Source organism: Planotetraspora sp. A-T 1434, assembly GCF_025420585.1.
Lineage (GTDB): Bacteria > Actinomycetota > Actinomycetes > Streptosporangiales > Streptosporangiaceae > JAOEGB01.
In genome coordinates this window covers 1-17,473 of the sequence record NZ_JAOEGB010000044.1, presented here as the reverse complement: position 1 = coordinate 17,473, position 17,473 = coordinate 1, and the positions used below count along the sequence as shown (strand labels likewise).

Below are 17,473 nucleotides of genomic sequence, written 5' to 3'. Positions count from 1 at the left end.
GGAGACGCCGGGACGTGCCGCCGTACCGACCGCGAAGGATGTGGCGTAAGTCAGTTTTCTGCCGGTGCGGGAAGCCGGTGAGCGGCCGGTGCCGCACGGCCGCAGCAATCGTGCGCGTATCCCCGTCTCACCTCCTTGACTGGTGACGCAAGGCTATGGGAGTCTTTCGTCACCGGTCAGAACGGTTACTTCTTTATAAGGAAACCCATGGCAGTCGTACGGTTCCATCTCGTCTCCGCGCTCAGCCCCGAGGACGTGCTGGAGGTGCTGACCGACTTCAGCCCTTCCCGCGCCGAGGCGTGGCCCACGATCGACACCGAACACTTCAAGGTCCACGAACTCGGCGACACTTGGGCCGAGGTCACCGAGGGGACCGCCGCCGCCTGGGAGCGCGCGCGCTACGAGTGGGAGCGGGGCGGTGACACGGTCACCATCACCACGCTCGACTCCAAACTCTTTGGAGCCGGCGGTGGCTGGGTCTTCCGGATGGTCCCCGAGGGCGACGGCACCCGGGTCGACGTCGAGCTGACGCGGCAGCCGAGCACGTTCAAAGGCAAGGTGCTCGCCGCACTGCTCCCCGTCGTTGCTCCTTCGTCCCTGCGCAAGTCCTTCGCGGGGCCCCTGCGGGCCAAGTGACCCGTCTCGGACCTGATCCCCGGGACCACGGACGCGGCTCACACCGTAAGGGGCCGGCAGCGCGAGCTGCGGGCCCCTTCGTTATATCGCGCGGCTCCGTGGCGATGGCCACGTCGGCGCCCTGACGCTTTCCGGAGGTTTCCCCTCCAGCGGCGCCCAGGTCGGCCCCACGGCGCAGGCACAGCACGGGATTCCCCGCTTACGGTGAGCAGACAGCCCCCGTTACTACGACCGGGGTTCACGTGTGCCTGCAGGCAGGGCCGACCGCTTCTCGAGGTGCCTACGCCGCCCCGCCCCCCGGGGCGGCGTTCCGGAGGACGAAGTCGCGGACCGCGGCCGCGAACAACTCGGGCTCCTCGATGTGCCCCATGTGACCGCTGTTCTCCAGCACCAGCAGCCGCGCGTCGGGAATCAGGTCGTGCAGTTCGAGTCCCCAGCGCATCCCGCAGATCACGTCGTGCCGGCCCACGATGACGAGAGCCGGTACCTCCAGTCCCTTGAGCGCGACACGATCGTCGATGACGTCGGGCGTGAGGTCCTCGTCCAGGCCTGAGATGTACGTGGCCCGGATCGCGTCCCGGAACGGCGCCAACCGCTCCTCGTTGCCCCAGTAGTCGGCGAAGTACGACGGCAGCACACCTCGGGCGAGCGCCACAGTCTGCTCGTCGCTCGAGACGCTCGACATCGTACCGAACGCGGCCAGCACATCGGGCAGCCCCGGGTGGCCAGCGTGCTTGGCGACGAACGCCTCCACCATGCGGGCCGCCTCCGCGCCGTGTTCGGGCCCGGTGACCGGTGCCCCCTCGTACAGCACGACGCCCGCCAGCCGCTGGGGGCGGTGCAGGGCGTGGTAGGCGGCCACGAACGCGCCGTGCGAGTGCCCCAGCAGGTGCACCTTGGGCACGCCGAGCCGGTTGATCAGTATCTCCAGGAAGCTGCTGTACCTCTCCCGCGTGTACCCGTGCGGGTGTGAGGGCAAACGGCTGTCCGCCGCGGTGCCGACGGGCTCGACGTACACCATGGTCAGGTGCTCCTCGAGGGCGGGCATGCGCAGGTAGTCCCAGAAGATGCCGGGCCCGCCGGAGTGGGCCAGGCACACCGGGCCGCTGCCGTGGACGTGATAGCGCTGGACAATGCCGCCCAGCCGGTAGGAGTGGGTGCCGGGGGAGAGGGGGCCGGTGCCGGACGCCGAGTCGTCAGTGTGCGCGATGGGCCTTCTCATCGGGACCTCCGTGTGGTGTGCAGGTGTTATGACACCTGCACGACGCTCCGGGGGCCGGGAAGTTGGATCGGCAGGATGTGATCTGTGTCACGCTGCCGAGGCGGTGGGGGAGGGGCGTGGACTCAGGCCGGGGCGGGCGCCGGCAGGGCATGGGGGCGCGGTGCGTGGTAGAGGGAGACCTGGTCGAAGCGACCCCCGTCCAGCGTCATGATCCAGGCGACCCCCGGCGGGCAGTGGTCCGGATCGTCCGGCGGGTTGACCAGTTCCATCTCCCAGATGACCAGTGACCGGCCGGTCACCACGTGCAGGGGCCGCTGGCGCACGCCAGCCGAGAGGTCCAAGTCCATGCCCGCCAGCAGGAGCTCGGCCCCGCCGAGTCGTTCGCCCCCGGACCACAGTGAGACCTCGGGGGAGTAGCGGTCCTTGACCACCTTGCCGAACTCGCCGTGCGCGGCGGCCGCGAGCGTCGCGCGCGCCTCCTGCCAGCTGGCTTCCGTACGGCGGCGCACGTCCTCGTGCGCCGTGCCCGCGGTAGCGGTCAGAGCGCGGGCCAGCGCGGGGCGTGCCTGGTTCAGCCGGCTGCGCACGGTGCTGACGGATATTGCGCAGGCGTCGGCTATCTGCTGGTACGAGGTGATCCCGGTGGAGAAGTAGCGCAAGACGACCGGCAGGCGCAGGGTCGGTGACAATGCCTCGACGGCCTCCCAGATCCAGTCCCGCAGCGCGTGGCTCTGCAGGACCTCCTCGGGTGTGGTGCCCTCGGGCGGCAGCGGTACCCTTTCCACGGGCTCGACGCGCCGGGCGGCGCGCAGCAGAGTCCGGCAGCGGTTGCGTACGACCATGCGCAGCCACGGCCCCACGGACTCAGGATCGCGGACGTCCACGATCCGCCGCAACGCCACCAGCGCCGCTTCCTGCATGACGTCGTCCACGTCCGCACAGGGCCCCAGCAGGCTGAGCGCCACCGCGCGCATCCCGGGCCGGTGCCGCTCCAGCAGCAGGGCCAGAGCCGACACGTCGCCCGCCTGCGCGGCGCGTGTCAGTGCCGCGTCCTCCGCCGGCCCAGCGTCACCCGGCAACCCGCTCATACCTTGCCCTTCCGGCCGCAACACATATTTCCTTTCACCCTAACGCCGGCTATGTGTGTCAGTGTGGGCGGGACCTGACACCGGCCGCGGGGCCCGGCGAACGTGGCACGTGGCTGAGGCTCGAGGCCGGCACCATCTGCGCGGCCATCGCCTGGATCCGCGCCACGGTGTACGAGCTCTGCGGGTTTCGCGGTCGGGGGAGTTCGGTCGTGCTTAGTCGAAGTGCGCCCGGGTCCTTGGAGGAGGTCCGCCGTGGTGACGTCCCAGTCGACTCGGTCGAGCTCGTGACCTGCGGGAACGAGCACTTCCTGCTCACCTTCGCGGCCGACCATAGTCGCGACGACAGACTCCACTGTCCCTACTCCCTCTCCCGCTGAACCAGCCCGGCCCACACATGTGAACTGTCATACATGAGGGCGTCGGCCGGTCGAGAGCGCGCTGTCTGGTGGCTCAGGCGGCCTGGACGGCGTCGTTGGCGGTGTCGGGGGCAATGGTCGTCTCTGCGGTCTTGTGGGCCGGCTTGAGGAAGAGGGCGAGGAGGGTGCCGACGGCGAGGGTGGGGGCGATCCAGAGGTAGCCAGTGGCCGTGGCGTGGGCGAAGGCGTCCAGCGCGGTGTCGCGCAGGGCGGCGGGGAGCCGGCCGATGGTGTCGGGGCGGGCGGCGTCGAAACCGTCGGCGGTCGCCAGGCCGCGGGTGCGGTCTGCGAAGCCGGTGTTGAGGAGGGTACCGAAGACGGCGACCCCAAAGGCCGCGCCGATGGAGCGGGCGAAGGTGACCACGGCACTGGCGGCGCCGAGATCGGCTACGGGCACGCTGTTCTGGACGGTGGTCAGCACGACCATGGGCACCATGCCGATGCCGACGCCGGTGATCAGGAAGTAGACGCTCAGCACGAGGGTGTTCGTGGCAGCCCCGATCGTGCCCAGCAGAAGCAGCCCGGCGAGGTTGGCGAGCAGACCCGCGAGGAGGACCGGGCGCAGTCTGCCGGCGTGCGCCGACCAGCGTCCCGCCAGGGACTGGCTGACGACCAGACCGGCGACCAGGGGCAGCATGTGGACACCGGAGAGGGTGGCCGAGACCCCGTGGACGATCTGGAGGTAGGTGGGCAGATAGACCAGGACGGCGAACATCGCCGCGTTGGCGACGAACCCGATCAGCGAGGAGAACACCACGGTCCGCGAGGCGAACATGGCCGGCGGCAGGACCGGGGCGGCGGCCCGGCGCTCGACGGGCACCAGCAGCACGGCCGGCGCGACGGTGGCGGCGATCAGACCGAGGATGGCCGGCGAGGCCCATCCCCAGCGCTCACCGAACGACGTGATCATGACTAGGCCGGTGGCGATCGCGGCCAGGACCAGCGAGCCCAGGTAGTCGATGCGGGCCTTGGCTCCCCTGGTGGCCGCGGGCAGCGCCCGGGCGGCGATGACCAGGGAGACGGCACCGACGGGCAGGTTGATCAGGAACGCCCACCGCCAGGACAGTTGGTCGGTGAAGACACCGCCCAGCAGGGGGCCGACGATGCTGGCGACGCCGTAGACCGAGCCGAACATGCCCTGGTAGCGGCCGCGTTCGCGCGGCGCGACGATGTCACCGACCAGGGCGAAGGTCAGCACGATCATGCCGCCGCCGCCGACGCCCTGCAGTACGCGGGCGCCGATCAGCTCGGGCAGGTTCTGCGCCAGTCCGCAGGTCACCGAGGCGATCAGGAAGATCGTGGTCGAGGCCAGGTACAGCCGCTTGCGGCCGAACATGTCGCCGAGCTTGCCCCACAGCGGTGTCACCGCCGTCGATGCGAGCAGATATGCGGCGCTGACCCACGCGATGTCGTCGAACCCGTTCAGATCCTTCGCTATCCGGGGTAACGCCGTCGACACGATGGTCTGGTCCAGGGCCGCTAGGAGAACCGCCAGGATCAGCGCGCTCATGGCGGCGGCGACACCGCCCGCTCTGGGTGACGGGGAGTGTTGTGCCTTCGACATCGGCACCTGCCTTTCTACAGGGGTGGCACGGGTGGTGCGCCGACCGCTACACAACGGTCTAGCCTCATCAGGCTGGCACTATCGGAGCTATATGTCACTGCACTGTAGCAGTTAATGTCAATTGTTTCACAATGGAGAGGCTTTAGATGGCGGATACTTCACATGTGCCCGCTACACTCGGTGCGGTGAGAGCCGACGCAGCACGCAACCTGGAGGCCGTCCTGACCACCGGAGCGCGCATGCTCGCCGCCGACCCGGCCGCGAGCATCGCGAGCATCGCTGCCGAGGCCGGCGTAGACCGGCGCACCGTCTACCGGCGCTTCGCCTCCCGCGAGGAACTCCTCGCGGCCATCTACGAATCCCGCCTGGAAGCCATCGAACGCGCCATCGAGGACGCCCGGCTGCGCGAGGCACCCGTCGCCGTCGCCCTGCACCGCTACGTCGAGAACATCATCGCCGTCAACCGCACCTGGCCCGTCGACCTCGCCCGCATGCTCGCCGACGACGCCGTACGCGCCCGCCGCGACGCGTCCAGCCGCGAAGTCGACGCCTTCCTCCGCCGCGCCACTGACCAAGGGCTCCTCCGCTCCGGCCTTCCGGAGGGGTGGGCCTCAGCGCTGCTGCCCCAGCTCATGCACCTCGTGTCCCGGCAGATGCCCCAGCTGAGCCCCGCACAGGCGGCGGACGTCGTCGTCGACACCCTGCTGCGCGGCCTCGGAACGTCCTGACACACCGGTGCGGGCCGAGTTCGCGGCCTGCAAGGACATCGCGTTCAGCACGGACTTCCCGGGCGCCGCCGGCAACGCGGTGCTCTGAACGGACGTGGGCGATGCGGTGCGGTGCGCGAAAGCCGCGCCGGCGGCAGTGGGTCGGGCCACCTGCCGCCGTCGGCGGATCGGGCTGTGCTCTGTCGTACGACGGGATCAGACGGTGATGGTCTTGTACTCGGTGTAGGTGCCGAGGCCGACCGCGCCGTACTCACGGCCGATGCCGCTGGCCTTGAAGCCGCCGAACGGGCCGTCGAAGGCGACGGGGGCGCCATTAACGGTGATGGTGCCGGTGCGGATGCGGCGGGCGACGTCCAAGGCGTGAGCCTCGTCGGCGGACCAGACGCCGCCGGAGAGTCCGTACTCGGAGTCGTTGGCGATGCGTACGGCGTCGTCCTCGTCGTCGTAGGCGATGACGACCAGGACCGGGCCGAAGATCTCCTCCTGCGCGATCCGCATGGAGTTGTCGACGTCGGCGAACAGGGTGGGGGTGACGTAGTTGCCCTTCTCCAGGCCTTCGGGGATCTGCGGACCGCCGGCGACCAGGCGGGCGCCCTCGTCGATGCCGAGCTGGATGTAGCTGCGCACCCGCTCCTGCTGGTCGGGGCGGATCATCGGGCCGATGAAGGTGTCGGGGTTGCTGGGGTCGCCCACCGTCAGCGACTCCACCAGCTCCTTCAGCGCGGCCACGACCTCCTCGTACCGGCTGCGCGGGGCGAGGATCCGGGTCTGCGCGATGCACGACTCGCCGTTGTTGAGCAGAGAGCCGAACTTCAGTCCCGCGACGGCCTTCTCGATGTCGGCGTCCGGCAGGATGACGGCGGCGGACTTCCCGCCCAGCTCCAGGCTGACCCGCTTGAGCTGCTCGCCCGCGATGGAGGCGATTCGGCGGCCGGCCCGCGTCGAACCGGTGAACGCGACCTTGTCGACCTCCTTGTGCGACACCAGGTACTCACTGGTCTCCCGGTCCGCGGGCAGGACGCTGATCACCCCCGCGGGCAGGCCCACCCGCTCCAGCAGCTCGGCCAGGAAGCCCATGCTCAGCGAGTTCTCCGCGGGCGCCTTGAGGACCACGGAGTTACCGGCGAGGAGTGCGGGGATGATCTTTGACGTGGCCGAGGAGAACGGCGAGTTCCACGGGATCACCGCGGCCACGACGCCGACTGCCTCACGGCGCACCACGCTGCGCACCGCGGACGCCGGGTCGGAGGGCATCAGCGTCTCCTCCCATCCGAACTCCTCCGCCGCTTTCAGGTAGGCGTTCGCCTGCCGGGTCAGGCCCGGCTGTCCTGCCAGCGTGAACCAGCCCGCCGAACCGTTCTCCAGCGAGATCAGGCGCGCGACCTTCTCCCCGTTCTCCTCGCGCAGCGTGTTGAATCGCCGCAGGACCGCGATCCGCTCCGCCGGCGGCGTCGAGCGCCACACACCCGCGTCGAACGACGCCCGCGCGGCGGCCACTGCGCGGTCCACGTCCGCCGGCTGCGCCTGTGCCGCGCGGCCGATCACCGCCTGGTCGTGCGGCGAGACGATGTCGAGCAGCTTCGCGTTGCTCGGCGCCACCCAGGAGCCCCCGATGAAAAGCCGGTCGTAGGTGATCATGTGCTTTCTCTCTCCGGTGCTTTCAGATCTGTAGCGGCCCGCGTCCCACGCCGCGAGCCATGCCGGTGATCGACCCGATGCAGTTCCGCGATCCGCATCAGTGGCCCTGGATTGACTCCTCGCTTTGCTCGGCGGCGTTCTGCGCAGTGTGCTCGCGGACGCGCAGCCCGTCGAGGGCGATGCCCAGCACCCGCTCCCGCTGCGCGTCGTCGACGAACCCCGTGGCGGTGATGCCGGTGATCATGCGCAGAATGTCGTCAAAGTTGGCATCTGAGCGGGCGTCTCCGGCCTCCTGGGCTCTGACGAGCAGCGGTTCTCCGGCGGCGTACATCGCGATCCTGCAGGACCGGAACATCTCGGAGTCACGGTTGAGCGCCTCGTAGATGGCTCGTTTGGTGGCGACGTAGCCGACGAAGCGCCGCAGCCAGGCGACGAACGCATCCCACGGCGGCAGATTGGCGACCTCTTCCGCCGCGCGGCACAGCTCTTCCACTTCGCCGACGTACACGCTGTCGAACAGGTCCTGACGAGTTGGGAAGTTGCGGTAGAGCGTGCCGATGCCGACGCCGGCGCGGCGGGCGATCTCCTCCAGTGACGCTTCGGTGCCGTGCTGGGCGAACGCCTCGCGGGCGGCGTTGAGCAGCGCATCGAAGTTGCGCCGCGCGTCGGCCCGATGCGGTCGCCGTACCGCGACGCGCGGCTGTGGTGCCGCGTTGTCTGTCACCGATTCCTCCCTGGTGGAAGCTTTACTTGTTGCGGAGGTCGGCCTCCGATATTCTGGAGGAATTCCTCCGGTATTGTGGAGGTGCGCCTCAACTTTAGCAGGCTGACCCTCGCTGCTCGTCCGGCGATACGCGTGTGACCGCATCGACGCCGGTCTCGGTCGCCGCGTCGCCCCTGAGAACTCCGTGGTCGTGGCGCTATTGGTGCCGGCAGCCCAGCGCCGGGAAGCGCATGCGGCCCAGGCCGCGTCCCTTCCGACGGCGGACGCCGTGCCTTCTCGTCTGACCGCCGTGCTCACTGCGCCAGGGCTCTGGCTTCCGGCAGGGCCGGGACCCACATGAGCAGAACCTTTGCTTGTCGCGGAGGCTACCCTCCACTATTGTGGAGGGTAGCCTCCAGTGAATCGGCGGCGACGCTCGGCCCGGGATGGCCGTTTCCTGTCGACACACCTCATGCGGGCACGTTCGCCTTACGGCCGCCTCTTTACGCCGGGGCCTCGGACGGGCTCCTATACGCCCGTCGGGCGGGATTTCGAAACGAAGGAAAGTAGAAGATCATGGATTATCAGCTCACGGACAAGCGCGCTCTGGTGACCGGATCGAGCTCCGGCCTCGGTGAGGCGATGGCAAGGATGCTCGCGGCCGAGGGTGCCGCCGTGGTCGTGCATGGCCGCGACAAGGACAGGACGGAGGCTGTGGCCGAGTCCATTCGCGCTGCCGGTGGGCGTGCGGACGTCGCGCTCGGAGACCTCGCAACGGACGAGGGGGCCGACGCGGTCGCAGCCACGACGCTGGCCGGGGGCCCGATCGACATCCTCGTCAACAATGCTGGTTATTACCGGCATGTGTCCTGGACCAACACCACCCCCGAGGAATGGCGCGACGCCTACGAGGTCAACGTGATCTCGGGCGTGCGGATGATCAGGCACTTCGTGCCGCAGATGCGGGAACGGGGCTGGGGCCGCGTGATTCAGATCGGCGGAGGGCTCGGCATCGTGCCGATGCCCGGCCACCCCCAGTACAACGCGACGCTCGCCGCGCGCCACAACCTCGCGCTGTCGCTGGCGCGTGAGCTCGCCGGCACCGGCGTGACGTCGAACGTCGTGGCTCCGGGCGCGATCCTGGTCGACTCGGTCAAGGACCTGCTGATGGGGATCGGGCCGTCCCGTGGCTGGGGGAACACCTGGGAGGAGATCGAGCCTGCGGCGACGGCCCAGCTCATCCCGAACGACCGAAACCGCATGGGGTACCCCGATGAGATCGCCTTCGCCGTGCTCTTCCTGACGAGCCCGCTGGCCGAGTACGTGAGCGGTGCGATCATCCGCGTCGACGGTGGTCTCATCAAGAACCTTTAGACGCATCCGTCACCCACCGCCCTGGACCGTCACTGAGCCGCTCTCTCTGGCACCTGATTGCGCGGGATGGCGGGCCGCTGTGTTCGATCGGAACGACGACGAGCGCCGTGTAGGAGTCAGGTTGGTGGGTCCTGTCTGCGGAGTTTCACGGTGCACGCAGACACGGCGACCACGCTGGCGTTCAGCGCCGACGGCTCGTCACTCTACTGGGCGTCAGTTGACGGGACGCTGCGCATGCGGGTGGTCGCTCCTGAGGCCGCCTACGCGAGCGTGTGCGCGCACGCATGGGGAGGGCTTTCCCGCGCTTTCCCGCCCAGAGTGGGAGAAGCACATTCGCGCGGCGCCGTACCAGCCCACCTGCGGAGAGCGTGGCCGCCATCTGGCAGACGGATTTCGCGAAAATGGCTTCTGACCAGCCCATATATGACGAATATAGCGCCCGCTCCTAGCGTCGCCAGTGATCCACGGGAGGCATCCGGCCAGGCCCGGGACACGAGCGAACGGGAAGGGCACAACGATGTCCAAGCGGCTCAACGCGGCCAGAGCGGTGGTCATGCTCTGCGTGGCCGCCACGACCGTCATGGCGACGGGGGCGGCGGACGCGGCTACCAGCAGCATGATCGTCTATCACGCGAGCGGGGCGGTGGCTGGAGAGGTCTGGTTCAACTCCGGGACGACGAACATGTCGAAAGGCCGGAACTCCTTCACGGTAAGAGACCGCTTCTGCGACGACGGCTGGATGGTGTACGCCGAATACAAGAAGAGTTCCTGGAACAACCCTCTCGTGGCCTGGCGGTACACCGACGGTGCGTCGTGTAACGGAGGGGACACGGAACTCAGTGTGTCCATCTCCGGTGACGTGACCAGGCAGAAGTTCATCTGGCGTGGCTGCAAGCAGTCCGAGCACGACTTCACCGTCGAGTGTGAGGACTACGTCAGCGACTACCTGGACTGACGATCCGGTCACGCCCACTTCCAAGCAAGGAGAGAAAGACCCGCCAATGACGATTCGAGCGAAGAAAACCGGCGCGCTCGGCCTTGCCGTACTGGCCGGATCGCTGGTCGTGAACCTGCCGGCCTCACCGGCGAGCGCGGACGACCCGCCTCCCGCACAGCCCTTCTCAGTCGTCGAGTTCACCGACCACCCCACGCCGGGCGCTGTCACGACGCTCCGCGACCAGTACCAGCGCTCGCGCTTCAGCGTGACGAACGGGGCGGACCAGCGACGCGCGTTCGTGGAACAGAGCGCGCGCGAGGGGCGCTACTACGCGCCCGAATCCATCGACTACCTGCACCTGCAGCGGACGGACGGCGAGACCGCCGACCTGCTCGTGCCCAAGGACTACAAGATCGAGAAAGTTGAGTTGGGTGCCGGGCTCAAGCCTGACCCCAGCCAGAACGGGACAGACGCGTACGTCGTCAGCGCCGGTGTCCACGGGGCGGAAGCCGGGGCCACTTCGCTCGCCTACCCGAACGGGCCGGGATTCGACACCTTCGGCTCATGGTCGTCGGGGAAGTACACGCTCACCACGAGCCACGGCAGCATGGAAGCCAACTGGTGGAAGCTCAAGGACACCGAGACCTTCAACGGCACCTACGACTGGTGGATGTACAAGCGGAAGTCCGTCGCCACTCCCAAGGACATCACCGGGCCGGACGACATCGTCCACGACATGGGGATGCGTTCCTATCCGACCACCAGCACGAGAAACATCCTGCGCCAGTGGACTGACTGGGAACCTGAAATCGGATCCCACGACTGGGGCTGCGGGAACGACGTCGCCCTGGCGATCGGGGCGGTGAGCATGACGTTCAAGGCGTGCGGCACCTACCAGGTGGACTGGAACAGCAACAACGCCGACGCCGGAGACCTCAGCGTGAACTGGCAGAACATCCCGTCCACCGTCTGGTCCCAACCAGCGGGCGGGATCCAGCAGATGGCCGACATGGTGGTCGTGAAGACGGCGCAGGGCTCGGTTCCCGTCTACAACGACTACCAGTATGTGAACTTCTGGAGTCGGCTCACGGGCGTACTCGGCAAGAACGGCTGCGGTTCGACCAACAGCTCGGCGAACTGCTGAGCTCATGACGATGCGCTACAAAGCGGCCGCGCTCGCGCTCCTGCTGTCGCTCGGCGCCTGCGCCGCGGACCCTCCGTCCGCGGCGCACCGCGCCGTTCCCACGCCGTCGGCGGTACGACCGGTTCTGTGCCGGGCCACCGAAGTACGCTGCGCGGATGTCCTGGTCCCCGAGGCCGCCGGACGGATCTCGTACGCCGTGGTCCCGGGCACGAAGCCCGGCCGCGGGCTGATCCTGGTCGAGATGGGCGGACCGGGCGTCAGGGCGCTGCAGCAGCCCGACCGTGACTCCCTCGGGCTACCGCCCGCGCTCGCCGCCGATGACGTGCTCCTCATCAGCGAGCCGTGGGTGGACAGACCCGTCCCCGCCGGCTGCGGAGCCGCGCTGCGGGAGTTCGGCATGGGGGTCTCCAGAAACCGCCCGGCTCCGGGATCGCTCCTGAGCCGGTGCTCGCCCGCCACCTGGACCCGGGCCTCCTACGTGGCGGCCCTGGACGGGATCCTCCGCCACGAGGGCCGCTCTCTGACGGGCATCGTCGGCCAGTCCTTCGGCGCCTTGCCCGCCAACGCGGCCGCCGTGACCCATCCCGGCGCGTGGCTGATCCTGAACGCGCCCGTCGCCCCCGCCACCACACCCGGGACGGCCGTTCTCGGTGAGCGGGTGGCCGCCCTGCACGCGGCGCTGGACAGGAGTTACGCTCGCGCCTGCGTCCGGCTTGGCCTGGACTGCGGTGACTCCGGGGCGCGAATGGTCGGCGCGGCCGTACGGCGGGCATCCGGAACGGCGGCCGGAACGGCGGCCGGCGACATCGGTCTCGCCGCGTTGGGCTCCAGCTACGACCTGCGAACGAACGAACGGTGGCTCTGGTCGACCTTGAGTCGCTTCCCCGCGCTCGACGAGGGGACCGGACTGCAGCTGGGCCGGATGGCGGACCAGATCCTCCAACGGTACGGCGGCCGGGAAATCGCCCTGGACATGGCCGCCTTCGTGGCGGGTACGTGCTTGAGCTACGGCGGTTGGGATCCACAGGCCAGGGTCCCCGACGGTGCACCCGAGACGCTTCTCGTCCATGTCGCGGACCAGTGTGAGGGCAGGCGGGCCGCGGCGTCGGGGTGGGACACCGGAACCACGCCCATACGCCGGGGGGCGACGTGCGTTCTGGGAAACGCGCTCGATCCGGTCACTCCCGGAGTGTGGGCGGCGCGTTGGAGAAAGGTGCTCAGCCGATCGACGTTCACGGCCTACCGCTTCGACGGCCACGCGAGCCTGGCGACCGCGGCGAAACTGGCAGGACGTTCCGCATGCGGTCCGCTGGCGCCGGCGATCCCGTAGCTCCCTCTGGCGGCGGCACTCGTGACGAGGCCGATGGGCGCGCGATCCGGAATGGTTCTCACGAGAGATCCACCGCCCTTCAGGGACAGGTGGGCTGGTAGGTGAGTGAGGAAACGTAGGTGGCCCACTCCTGCCGGGTCAGGTCTCGGCCGACGTCGGCGCACAGCTTGGTGACGGCCGGATCGGGCTGGAGCGACCAGCGAATGATCCTGCTGTCGTCACCGCCGCTGATCAGGTTCCCGTCGGTGGTGAAGGCCAAGCCCTTGATCGGGGCGCTGTGGCCGGTGAGGATGGCGGTCGGCTTGCGCGAGGCGAGGTCCCAGACGATGATCGTGCGGTCCTCGCCCGCGGACGCGAGAGTGCGGCCGTCACGGCTGAAGGCCACTACGTGGACGGGGGCGGTGTGGCCGGACAGCGTGGTGATGGGCGCTCCGGATCGCGCGTCCCAGAGCTTGACCATCCGGTCCGCTCCGGAGGTCGCGATCACTTTCCCATCCGGGCTGAACGCGATGTCGAGCACCGACCCATGCCCCGTCCTGAGCCGGCGGACCATCGCGTCATGGACCATGTCCCAGACGAGGAGGTCGCCGGCGGGGCTGACGGTGGCCAGAATTCGCTCGCGAGGGCTGAACGCGAGCGCCGTGGCGATCGAAGGAGGGCCGGCGAATGGCTCCTGCCTCGGGTTCCGCACGTCCGTGATATTCCAGCGGAAGCGGCCCAGCGCGGTGGTGGCGAGGTATTGGCCATGGGGGTCGAAGGCCACGCCTGTGGACGCGCCCAGCCCGTGGTAGGAGACCTCTGTCAGTTTCCGCCTGGAGTCGACGTCCCAGATGGTGACGGTGTGATCGCGGGTGACGGAGGCGAGCCGGTGGCCGTCCGGGCTGAAGGCGACGGCACGGACCTGGTCGGGATGGCCGCTGAGCGTGGCGATCGGGTCTCCCCGCGGGTCCCACAGGCGGACCGTGTTGTCGCTGCCGGCCGATGCCACGACCCGGCCGTCCGGGCTGATCTCGATGTCGTTGACGGCTTGGCTGTGCCCGCTGAAAGGCGGGACGGCGTGATCCCGGATCATGATCGTCCGCCCGAAGCCGCCCGAGGCCAGCATGGCCCCGTCGCCGCTCAACGCGACGGACAGCGTTTCGGCGCGGCTCCTGTCCTGGTACGTCTCGACGGGCTTCCGCCGGGTGAGGTCCCAGACGGTGATAAGGCCGTTCTCGTCGGCCACAGCGATCCGGTCGTTCACGGGAGCGGAGACGTCCCAGGCGTACGGCGATTGCTTCGGCAGTTCGTACAGGCTCTTCACTCGGTCTCGATCGACTTTCCAGAAGCGGACTCCGAGCGCGTCCGACGCCGTGACGAGCGTTCCCGCCACGGGGTCGAAGACTACCCGGTGGACGCGCTCGGCCGGAATCTCGGCGACTTTCCTGCCCGTCCGCACATCCCAGACGGCCGGTCTCTCAGGTCCTCCCGTGGAAGACACGAGGAGCGCCTCGTCCGGGCTGAAGGCAAGGGAGCCCACCTCCGCCCCGCGCCGCCCCAGAGTGTGCCGGGTCCCGCTGGGCAGGTCCCACAGCTCTATCCGGCCGTCGCCGACGCCAACAGCGATCTTCGTGCCGCCGGAGCTGAAAGCCATTGCGTTCGTGAGCCGCTCCACGGCGCGCTGGAAGACCGGCCTCCGGCTCCGTACATCCCACACGACGAGTGAGCCGCGGCTCGCGTTCAGAGACGGCGCCCTCGCGGTCGAGGCGAGGAGACTCCCGTCCCGGCTGAAGGCCACCGTCCTCCCGTAGACGTCACCTGTTCCCGCCAATCGGGTGTGCTCGGAAAGGCTCGCGACAAGGGCACGGCGTCGCCGGTCCCAGATGCCGACCACCCCGTCCGTGCCTGTGGAGGCCACCTGAGAACCATCCGGGCTGAACGCCACCGCGAAGATCGCCGGGCCGTCCCGGTTCACCTCGACGCGCCGCCGTGCCGCGGCCGACGCGCTCAGGACACCGCCCCGGGTCTCGGCATCCGGATTGAGACGGTACGCCGCGACCGCCAGGAGGCCGGCCAGATCGGGATCGGTGTCGAGGAGGAAACGGGCCTTCAGTGACAGCTGCCGGGAAAGCGCGAGCAACTGCTGGTGACGGGCCTCCGAGCCCTGCCATACGGCCACGCCACCGCCGAGCACGGCCAGCACGAGGAGCGTGGCGATACCCGCGACAAGCCGTTTGAGCAGGCGGGTGCGCCGTCTGGTCGCGTCGTGCTCGCTCGCCTCCAGCGCGCGGCTGGCACGCAAGAAGGTACTTTCGAGCTGGTTGAGCTCCTGCGGGTGATCCTCCGCCCAGGTCCGGGCGGCGAGCAGCCGGACGCCTCGGTACAGGGCGCCGGAATCCCGCTCCAGCTCCTCCCACGTCTGCGCCGCATCGGTGAGCCGACGGTGGACGAACAGGTTCTCGCGGTCATCGGTGAGCCACCGGTGCAGCCGGGGCCATGCGCGGATCAGCGCCTCATGCGCCACCTCGACCGTCTCCTGGGCGAGGACGATCAGGCGGGCACCGGCGAGACGGTCCAGCACGCCGGCGGTGATCTGGGGATCGGCGACGCCGACGAGCTCCATCTGTGAGATGGGCCGACGGGTGTCCTCCGTACCTTCCCCGAGCGCGGACAGTCTCAGGAAGATCCTGCGCGCCGCCTGCTGCTCTTCCCGGCTCAACTCGTCGTAGACCCGCTCGGCACTCTGCGCGATCGCCCCGCGTACGCCGCCGGTGGCGTGGTATGCCGCCAGTGTGAGGACCGGGCCTTCGCGGTTCCGCCAGGTCTCCAGGAGCGCGTGCGAGACCAGGGGAAGGCTGCCCGGCTCCGCCGCGGCGTCCACCAGGATGGTGGCGAGCAGGTCGGGTTCCACATCCAGCCCGGCCCGGGCGGCGGGACGGACCACGATCTCCCTCAGGTCAGCGGAGGACGCCGGGCCGACGAGCAGCTGAGCCTCGCCCCCGAGTGCCTCGACCAGATCCGGGTGCTGCATCAGGTGGGCGAGGAAGTCAGCCCGCACTCCGAGGACGACCACGGTGCGGCGGTTCACGCCAAGTGCGGAGTCGAGAAGGGCTTCGACGAAACGGCGCCGTTCGCCGTCGTCGGCGCACAGCGTGAAGATCTCCTCGAACTGGTCCACCACCAGCAGTGCACGGGTCTCCACCGGGCCATTCGCCAGCGCCGCCTGGATCGCCGCGTCCAGGGCGCCCGGGTCGTCGGAAAGCGCCTTGTGGAGAGGCTCGGGATCGACACCGGACAGCTTCGCCACCTGACCGGACAACGTGTCGAGCGGGTGCTCGCCGGGTGTCATGAGGATGGTCCGCCACGCCGTACGGTGCTCCCTGGAGATCGTCCCGAGCAGCCCAGCGCGCAGGAGCGACGACTTGCCGCTGCCCGACCCGCCGAACACGCCCACCAGCGGAAGCCGGTCGACCAGTCCTACGAGCCGGTCTCTGAGCTCGGAGCGGCCGAAGAACCAGTCCTCGTCCTCCGGCTGGAACGCCATCAGGCCGCGGTACGGACACTCCCCCGTCTCCGCGTGCGCAGGAGGCGGCCGGTCCGGTGTGGGAAGGAGTTGATCGTCGCCGCGCAGCATCGCCTCATGCAGCCGCCGCAGAGCGGGTCCGGGCTCGACGCCAAGCTCCGCGCTGAGCAGGGCGCGGGTCTCGCGGAAACTCTCCAGGGCCTCGGCCTGCCGGCCGGACCTGTACAGGGCGACCATGAGGTAACCGCGCAGGCTCTCCCGATACGGATGTGCCCGGGAGAGCTCGGCCAGTTCTGCCACCCGCTCGGCGTTTCGCCCCAGCCGGAGCTCGGCCTCCGCCCTCCGCTCACACGTCGTGAGCCGCAACTCCTCCAGACGGCGCGCCTCTTCGGCCACCGGCTCGGATTCGCTGAACTCCGCGAACGCCGGTCCCTGCCACAGATTCAGCGCCGCGCCCAGCCGCCGGCTCGCCAAGTCGAACTCGCCCCGCTTCAGCGCCGCGGTCCCCTGGGCCGCGAGACTGCGGAAACGCGTCGCGTCGAGGTCGTCGGTGATGATCGCGTACCCGCCCGGCCCCCCGGGCAGGACATGCGCCCCCAGCACCCGTCGCAACTGGTGGATATAGAGGTGGAGGTTGCTCCGGGCAGAGGTGGGCGGGCCGTCCCCCCAGACGGCGGCGATCAACCAGTCAGCCGAGACCGGCTGACCCGCCTTGGACAGAAGGGCGGCAAGGGTGAGCCGAAGTTTGTACGCCCCGACAGGGACCGCCTGGCCATCACGCGAGACGCGCAAGGGCCCTAGAACGTTGAATTCCACCCGGACTCCGCCCAATCGGACCGATCAGCATCGAAGAATCATGGGTGCGTGCCCGTTCTGTCAATGCGGCGTCCGGCCGTACAACGCCGCCAAATCGATCAACTGAACGTCGGGCGACGTGTTGGCCGCGGCTGCGCCTTGTCGTTGAATCCGCCGCCACTGAAACAGACCAGACGGGTGCGGCTGGTGTCGTAGCGGCCTGCCTTGGCGATGAGGTCGCGGATGTGCCGAAGACGTTCGATGTGGGCGATGCCCATGGTGTCGTTCCGCTTGGCCTCGCCGATGGGTGCCGTCGGGCGACACGTGTCTGTCCAGCGTGTCACCGCATTCGCCCGTTCTAGAGGTGGTCGTGCGGGCCGTGTTCAAACGGACTAG

At 69.1% G+C, this 17,473-nt stretch carries 13 protein-coding genes; 6 read left to right on the top strand and 7 right to left on the bottom strand.

The window, feature by feature from the left end; all coding sequences use genetic code 11:
• The first annotated feature begins 207 nt into the window (after positions 1–207).
• A complete protein-coding gene (locus N5079_RS33835; protein WP_261588296.1) occupies positions 208–636 on the top strand; it encodes a hypothetical protein in 429 nt (142 codons plus the stop codon).
• 280 nt (positions 637–916) lie between these two features.
• Here the strand turns inward: N5079_RS33835 and N5079_RS33830 are convergent, their stop codons facing one another.
• From N5079_RS33830 to N5079_RS33820, 3 genes are all read right to left on the bottom strand, one after another.
• Positions 917–1,858: an alpha/beta fold hydrolase gene (locus tag N5079_RS33830; protein ID WP_261588295.1), complete on the bottom strand. Its 942-nt coding sequence runs from the start codon at positions 1,856–1,858 to the stop codon at positions 917–919.
• A 122-nt stretch (positions 1,859–1,980) separates the two neighbouring features.
• Positions 1,981–2,946: an RNA polymerase sigma factor gene (locus tag N5079_RS33825; RefSeq protein ID WP_261588294.1), complete on the bottom strand. Its 966-nt coding sequence runs from the start codon at positions 2,944–2,946 to the stop codon at positions 1,981–1,983.
• A 450-nt stretch (positions 2,947–3,396) separates the two neighbouring features.
• Complete coding sequence (locus N5079_RS33820) at positions 3,397–4,926, bottom strand: MDR family MFS transporter (protein ID WP_261588293.1); 1,530 nt, start codon at positions 4,924–4,926, stop codon at positions 3,397–3,399.
• A gap of 185 nt (positions 4,927–5,111) precedes the next feature.
• On the opposite strand from N5079_RS33820, the gene N5079_RS33815 reads away from it, so the two are divergent.
• The gene (locus N5079_RS33815) at positions 5,112–5,654 is read left to right on the top strand and encodes a TetR/AcrR family transcriptional regulator (RefSeq protein ID WP_261588292.1); all 543 of its coding nucleotides are present in this window, start codon (positions 5,112–5,114) and stop codon (positions 5,652–5,654) included.
• Between the two features lie 195 nt (positions 5,655–5,849).
• Here the strand turns inward: N5079_RS33815 and N5079_RS33810 are convergent, their stop codons facing one another.
• Both N5079_RS33810 and N5079_RS33805 read right to left on the bottom strand, forming a co-directional pair.
• Positions 5,850–7,292 (bottom strand): aldehyde dehydrogenase, encoded by a 1,443-nt coding sequence (locus tag N5079_RS33810; RefSeq protein ID WP_261588291.1) that lies wholly within the window; start codon positions 7,290–7,292, stop codon positions 5,850–5,852.
• Positions 7,293–7,389: 97 nt separating this feature from the next.
• Positions 7,390–8,016 (bottom strand): TetR/AcrR family transcriptional regulator, encoded by a 627-nt coding sequence (locus N5079_RS33805; protein ID WP_261588290.1) that lies wholly within the window; start codon positions 8,014–8,016, stop codon positions 7,390–7,392.
• A gap of 555 nt (positions 8,017–8,571) precedes the next feature.
• Here N5079_RS33805 and N5079_RS33800 point away from each other — a divergent pair.
• The 4 genes from N5079_RS33800 to N5079_RS33785 all read left to right on the top strand — a co-directional run bounded on the left by N5079_RS33800 (position 8,572) and on the right by N5079_RS33785 (position 12,780).
• Positions 8,572–9,369 carry an SDR family NAD(P)-dependent oxidoreductase gene (locus N5079_RS33800; RefSeq protein WP_261588289.1) on the top strand — a complete coding sequence of 266 codons (798 nt, stop codon included), beginning with the start codon at positions 8,572–8,574 and terminating at the stop codon, positions 9,367–9,369.
• 517 nt (positions 9,370–9,886) lie between these two features.
• Positions 9,887–10,324 (top strand): hypothetical protein, encoded by a 438-nt coding sequence (locus tag N5079_RS33795; RefSeq protein WP_261588288.1) that lies wholly within the window; start codon positions 9,887–9,889, stop codon positions 10,322–10,324.
• 46 nt (positions 10,325–10,370) lie between these two features.
• A complete protein-coding gene (locus tag N5079_RS33790) occupies positions 10,371–11,450 on the top strand; it encodes a hypothetical protein (RefSeq protein ID WP_261588287.1) in 1,080 nt (359 codons plus the stop codon).
• Positions 11,451–11,460: 10 nt separating this feature from the next.
• On the top strand, positions 11,461–12,780 hold the full coding sequence (locus N5079_RS33785) for a hypothetical protein (RefSeq protein WP_261588286.1): 1,320 nt from the start codon (positions 11,461–11,463) through the stop codon (positions 12,778–12,780).
• Positions 12,781–12,859: 79 nt separating this feature from the next.
• Here N5079_RS33785 and N5079_RS33780 read toward each other — a convergent pair whose 3' ends face one another.
• Positions 12,860–17,074 carry a BTAD domain-containing putative transcriptional regulator gene (locus N5079_RS33780; RefSeq protein ID WP_261588285.1) on the bottom strand — a complete coding sequence of 1,405 codons (4,215 nt, stop codon included), beginning with the start codon at positions 17,072–17,074 and terminating at the stop codon, positions 12,860–12,862.
• Positions 17,075–17,196: 122 nt separating this feature from the next.
• Positions 17,197–17,355 (bottom strand): hypothetical protein, encoded by a 159-nt coding sequence (locus N5079_RS33775; RefSeq protein ID WP_261588284.1) that lies wholly within the window; start codon positions 17,353–17,355, stop codon positions 17,197–17,199.
• Positions 17,356–17,473: the final 118 nt, after the last annotated feature.

Excerpts from the sequence above, each read along its gene's own strand:
- N5079_RS33835 (WP_261588296.1), top strand. The coding sequence starts at position 208 with ATGGCAGTCGTACGGTTCCATCTCGTCTCCGCGCTCAGCCCCGAGGAC.
- N5079_RS33795 (WP_261588288.1), top strand. The coding sequence starts at position 9,887 with ATGTCCAAGCGGCTCAACGCGGCCAGAGCGGTGGTCATGCTCTGCGTG.
- N5079_RS33790 (WP_261588287.1), top strand. The coding sequence starts at position 10,371 with ATGACGATTCGAGCGAAGAAAACCGGCGCGCTCGGCCTTGCCGTACTG.
- N5079_RS33810 (WP_261588291.1), bottom strand. The coding sequence starts at position 7,292 with ATGATCACCTACGACCGGCTTTTCATCGGGGGCTCCTGGGTGGCGCCG.
- N5079_RS33820 (WP_261588293.1), bottom strand. The coding sequence starts at position 4,926 with ATGTCGAAGGCACAACACTCCCCGTCACCCAGAGCGGGCGGTGTCGCC.
- N5079_RS33800 (WP_261588289.1), top strand. The coding sequence starts at position 8,572 with ATGGATTATCAGCTCACGGACAAGCGCGCTCTGGTGACCGGATCGAGC.
- N5079_RS33825 (WP_261588294.1), bottom strand. The coding sequence starts at position 2,946 with ATGAGCGGGTTGCCGGGTGACGCTGGGCCGGCGGAGGACGCGGCACTG.
- N5079_RS33785 (WP_261588286.1), top strand. The coding sequence starts at position 11,461 with ATGCGCTACAAAGCGGCCGCGCTCGCGCTCCTGCTGTCGCTCGGCGCC.
- N5079_RS33830 (WP_261588295.1), bottom strand. The coding sequence starts at position 1,858 with ATGAGAAGGCCCATCGCGCACACTGACGACTCGGCGTCCGGCACCGGC.
- N5079_RS33775 (WP_261588284.1), bottom strand. The coding sequence starts at position 17,355 with ATGGGCATCGCCCACATCGAACGTCTTCGGCACATCCGCGACCTCATC.